Genomic DNA, 4,796 nt, shown 5'->3' with positions numbered 1-4,796 from the left:
TTTCTTGAATTCCTATTATTCTATCAGCTTTTATACCAAACTTATCGTTCTTCTTTATATGAATCTAATTTTTTAAATCCATTTATTGCATATCTTCCTTGCTTTGCATTTATGCAACGGCCTTTATAATAATATAAAGGTTACTTCCGATGGTAAGTTAGGTGGAACTCTTACTGGGACTAATATTGATGACAAAGGAAATTTAATTGGTACATATACCAATGGCGAACAAAAAAAACTGGCAGCAATTCCAGTTGCATTATTTGATGATCCAATGAAACTTGAAAATGAATTTGGCACTGTATTTTCAAGTACAGCAGATTCAGGAGAAGCCATTTTGCAAATTGCTGGTACAAATGGCGCAGGTACGATAGTTAGTGGTAGTTTAGAAGGTTCTAATGTTGATGAGGCAACTTCAATGACAGATTTAATGAAACAACAAAGATTTTATTCATTTAATGCAAAAGCATATGGCATAATGAATGGTATGGAAGATGTTTTATTAAGTGTGATACACGTATAGCATAATTCAAATAGGTATTGGCATCGTCATTCTTCGCTTATGTAGGTTTTACTACACTTCGCTCACCATTCCTTGTCACTACCTGCCTGACCTAAAGCTATATAATAAATTTTAAAATTGATTAAAAAAGTACTGCAATTAGTTTAAATTTGTTATATTGGTTAGTATTGATTAATCAACTAATTTATAATTAATTTTGTTTGTAGAAATTAAAGATACATATAATGAGGAGTACTTTGCAGTAGCAAGGCATAACATGGTTTATAATCAATTAGTGCCAAATGGCATTAATGATGAAAGGATTATAGACTTATTATTAAGAATTCCTCGTCACAAATTCATTATGAGCAAATGGAGAAACGTAGCCTATTCAGATTCAATTTTGCCAATATGGAACACTGATTTATTAGCAAATGAAAATCGCTTTATAATGCCACCTTTTGCTTTAGCAAGAATGCTTCAAGATGCAGAAATTGATGAAAATTCATCAGTACTTGATTTTGGTTGCAACACTGGATATTCATCAATTACAATATCAAACGTTGCCAAAAAAGTAACAGCAGTTGATACAGATAGAAAATTATTAAAAATTGGCATGAGTCAAGAATTACTCTCTCAGGCCAAAGATAACGTTGTGTTTCAGGTACTTGATCATTTTGAAAAAAATTCCAAAGGTTTAGAGTTTGATATAATTTTTATAAATGGAATTATGAATGATATACCAAAATATATTGAAGATATTTTAGTTGAAGGTGGCAGGATAATTCTTATTGAAAGGAAAAATAATTTAGCTAAAATAGTTAAATGGACTAAACATAATCGTAACTTATTCAAAGATGAATTACTTGCGGTTGATGCTGATGAGCGTCTTTTAGTTAAAACAAAACGTTCCATGTTGTATTGAGATTATATTTAAATTCTCTTGATGAGTATTGATTTTTTAAATAATAAGTTGTGCATAGCAACATCCAACTTGGGTAAATTTAATGAAATGTCTGCTATGTTGGTAGATCTTAACTTAAGATTATATGATTTAAAAAGCCTAAATATCAATTCTTACCCTAATGAGGATGGTGAAACTTTTGAAGAAAATGCTTTAATAAAAGCTCAGTACTATTTTAATTTGTGTGCTATGCCAGTCATTGCTGATGATTCTGGATTTTGCATACCTGCAATAGATAATCAGCCTGGCATTTTTTCAGCAAGATTTGCAGAACCAGGTGAAAATTATTTCAAGGCTTTTGATAAAATAAAATTTATGCTAAAGCAAAGAGGAATTGGGGAATATCATGAAATAGATGCCTATTTCACTTGCTATTTGGTATTATTTTTTAATGAAACTAATTTTATAATCACAAATGGTAAAATTAATGGTAAATTAAGTTTCAATACCAATTCGTGTAATGGCTTTGGTTACGACCCTATTTTTAAGCCAGATGCTTTCAACAAAACATTTGATGAAATGACTGCGCAAGAAAAAAAACTCTATAAGCCATAGAAACATTGCAATGAAAAAAATGATTCAAAAGATTAAAAATAATGAAAAATAAAATTTACATTCTTTTTATAAGCCTTTTTATCAATGTCATGGTATCTGCTTTTGCAAATGATGTTGAAGACAGGTCCCAAATACTAAAATTAGTTGATGGGGACCATTATTTAGGAGATACAAAAGCAAAGGTAACAATCATTGAATATTCTTCATTATCTTGCCCAGGGTGCTCTTCATTCCACGAAAGTATATTTTCTAAAATTAAAGAAAATTATATTAACACTAATAAAGTCTTATACATATTTCGAGATTATCCAGTTAATGAACCAGCATTATACGGGACCATTTTTGCTAATTGCTTTAATGATAATTACTTTGACATTATCGATATTTTGTTCAAATCACAAATTAAATGGGCATTTAGGAAGGATTTTAAACAAATGCTAAAAAATATCGCCAGACTTTCTGGCTATAGCACTGATAAAATTAACAGTTGCTTTGATGATAAAAAATTTGCTGATAATTTACAAAAAAAGGCTTACGATGATATGAGAATTCTAAACATTAATCAAACACCAACAATTTATATTAATCAAAAAACCATCAATGCTATAAAAGATTATGATGATTTTATAAAAATCATTGACAATCATCTCAATAATTAGATATAAATGGGGAGTTTTAACATACTAGGCACCAGTCATGAGAAATAGGCGTTTCATTTATCTAATTTTAGCATTAGGCATTATTCCTTCTGTTGCACAAGCAGCTGATATAATAAAAGATTCTTCAATTAAAATAGGGGGAGAGGTAGATTCTCAATTTGGAATTGTTAATCAACAAGATGCTTTTAGAAAAAACCTTGCGACTGGCCAATATTATAATAAAAACTCATTAGCTAACAGTGGAGCGTTAAAGTTTAATTATGATAATAAAAGTGAAACTGGGTTAGGATATGGAGCTTATATTAAACTGAATGCTAGTACTTCTGAGTCTCCTTCAGGAAGCAAAAATATTGGGAATGAGGTTAAAATATATGTTCAAGACACATTTGGTAAAATTGAATTAGGAAACACTTCCCCTGTAGGTACTTCAATGCAAGTAAATCCATATACATTTGCACGTGCAACAGGTGGACTAGATGGAGATTGGGAGAATTGGCTTAAAAACGGTGGCGTTATAGATAGTACCGGTGCGAAAAAAATAAGTGGTACTTATTTAACTTCTCCTAAATTGCCAGTGGGTTTTGATGAAACTAATAAGGCTGGGAAAATTAACTATTTTTCTCCAATTATAAATGGATTTTCATTTGGTGTTAGTTACACCCCAGATTCAAAGGTAAGAGGAACTGCTGCTCAAGCCAATAATATACCGAAAAATGCTGATGGTGGATTTAAAAATATTTGGCAGCCAACTGTTAGATACGAAACCTCTCTTGAAAATGGTGTAAAATTCACAACTGCTGTGCTCGGTGAATTCGGCAAGGCAAAAAGAATTTCATATTATGACGATATTGCAAAAATTGATGGAAATCCTGAGGATGATAAATCAAATATTGATAGAAAAAATTTAAACGCATGGCAAGTTGGTGCTGGTGTTGATTATAAAGGCTTTGCCTTTGCAGGTGCTTATGGTGACATCGGAAAAACTGGAGATCTTCTAGGTACTAATAAAAGCCCCGATGACGTAAAAACGGGTGGTAAGTATTGGTCTCTTGGTTCTGCATATTCAACAGAAAAATATGGAATCAGTGTTAATTATATGCAAAGCAAGAGAGCTGGATGTTTAGCAAAAGTCGATGGTAAGGATGAAAAAGAGAAATTTGTTAGGTATGCCGAAAAGGAGTATAACAAATTTGAGGCAGTATCAATTGGTGCTGATTATGTAGTTATGCCTGGCTTTATGCCTTATATTGAAGTTACTAGATTAAAATTCAAAGAAAATACCAATTATAATACCCCTGCTAAAGCTACATTTAATAAAGGTACTGTAATATTAGCTGGTACAAAAATTAAATTTTAAAATAATTTAATAGCCTCTTGGGATCATTTAATATGATCCCACATAACACTCAGTAACTTATGAATATCTATAGGTTCATAAGGCGCGGTGATGCTTGTTGCATCGCATATGCCTAAATTTGGGAATAGTTATTTTCTTTGATACTTTCAATTGAGGCTTTTTTTATTGCATTTATATATCCCTTGATTAAGCTGCGTTCAATTATCCGGAATATAATTTAACTAAAAAATTATCATTTCTGACTTTGCTAGTATTTTATTAAAAACAATTGAACCATTTCATTTATTAAATCATTGTTTTTATAAAAAATGGAATCAAGGGAAATTAAACCGGAGAGTTTTACAAGAATATTCAAAGCAGTATTTTCATCATGTCGATATTTTTCCAAGATGCATTAGTGCAATACACTCCAATTGTGAAAATTTAAAAAATAGACAAATTCTATTAGGTAACCTGTCAGTGCTAATATAAAAGGGGCCACAAAATTGCATTAAAAAGGGACCAGGTCAAAAAAGAGGAAAATAAAATAAATTAATGCAAACTAGCCTTTTAAAAAAGAGGGCTAATAATGATAGGAGTCGCAATGTACACAACAATATTGACATTATATAAGCAGGGTAATAGCCAAAGAGAGATGGAAGCATAAATATTAGATAGCGTATAAATAGGAAAAGTGCTAACCTTTGACCTAAAACAATACAGGTATCAAATGGATTTTGAAATAATAGTAAGAAAAAAAGAAAAAGGCGAGGTAGTATC

6 protein-coding genes are annotated in these 4,796 nt (G+C 30.9%); all 6 read left to right on the top strand.

From position 1 onward, the window contains the following. Positions 1–85: 85 nt before the first annotated feature. The 6 genes from L8D11_RS03485 to L8D11_RS05995 all read left to right on the top strand — a co-directional run bounded on the left by L8D11_RS03485 (position 86) and on the right by L8D11_RS05995 (position 4,508). Complete coding sequence (locus L8D11_RS03485) at positions 86–523, top strand: flagellar hook-basal body complex protein (RefSeq protein WP_236870288.1); 438 nt, start codon at positions 86–88, stop codon at positions 521–523. A gap of 196 nt (positions 524–719) precedes the next feature. After that, positions 720–1,427, top strand: a complete 708-nt coding sequence (locus L8D11_RS03480; protein ID WP_236870287.1) for a protein-L-isoaspartate O-methyltransferase family protein — start codon at positions 720–722, stop codon at positions 1,425–1,427. Between the two features lie 21 nt (positions 1,428–1,448). Further along, positions 1,449–2,021, top strand: coding sequence for a non-canonical purine NTP pyrophosphatase (locus tag L8D11_RS03475; protein ID WP_236870286.1), 573 nt, complete (start codon positions 1,449–1,451; stop codon positions 2,019–2,021). Positions 2,022–2,062: 41 nt separating this feature from the next. Then, positions 2,063–2,680, top strand: coding sequence for a DsbA family protein (locus tag L8D11_RS03470; protein WP_236870285.1), 618 nt, complete (start codon positions 2,063–2,065; stop codon positions 2,678–2,680). 37 nt (positions 2,681–2,717) lie between these two features. Continuing rightward, on the top strand, positions 2,718–4,037 hold the full coding sequence (locus L8D11_RS03465) for a porin (RefSeq protein ID WP_236870284.1): 1,320 nt from the start codon (positions 2,718–2,720) through the stop codon (positions 4,035–4,037). A gap of 228 nt (positions 4,038–4,265) precedes the next feature. Continuing rightward, on the top strand, positions 4,266–4,508 hold the full coding sequence (locus L8D11_RS05995; RefSeq protein ID WP_369127280.1) for a thiaminase II/PqqC family protein: 243 nt from the start codon (positions 4,266–4,268) through the stop codon (positions 4,506–4,508). Positions 4,509–4,796 lie beyond the last annotated feature (288 nt).

The organism is Candidatus Bandiella numerosa (assembly GCF_021811875.1).
GTDB lineage: Bacteria > Pseudomonadota > Alphaproteobacteria > Rickettsiales > Midichloriaceae > Aquirickettsia > Aquirickettsia numerosa_A.
Note: the sequence above shows the minus strand (reverse complement) of the source record. Positions and strands in the feature narration are given on the sequence as shown.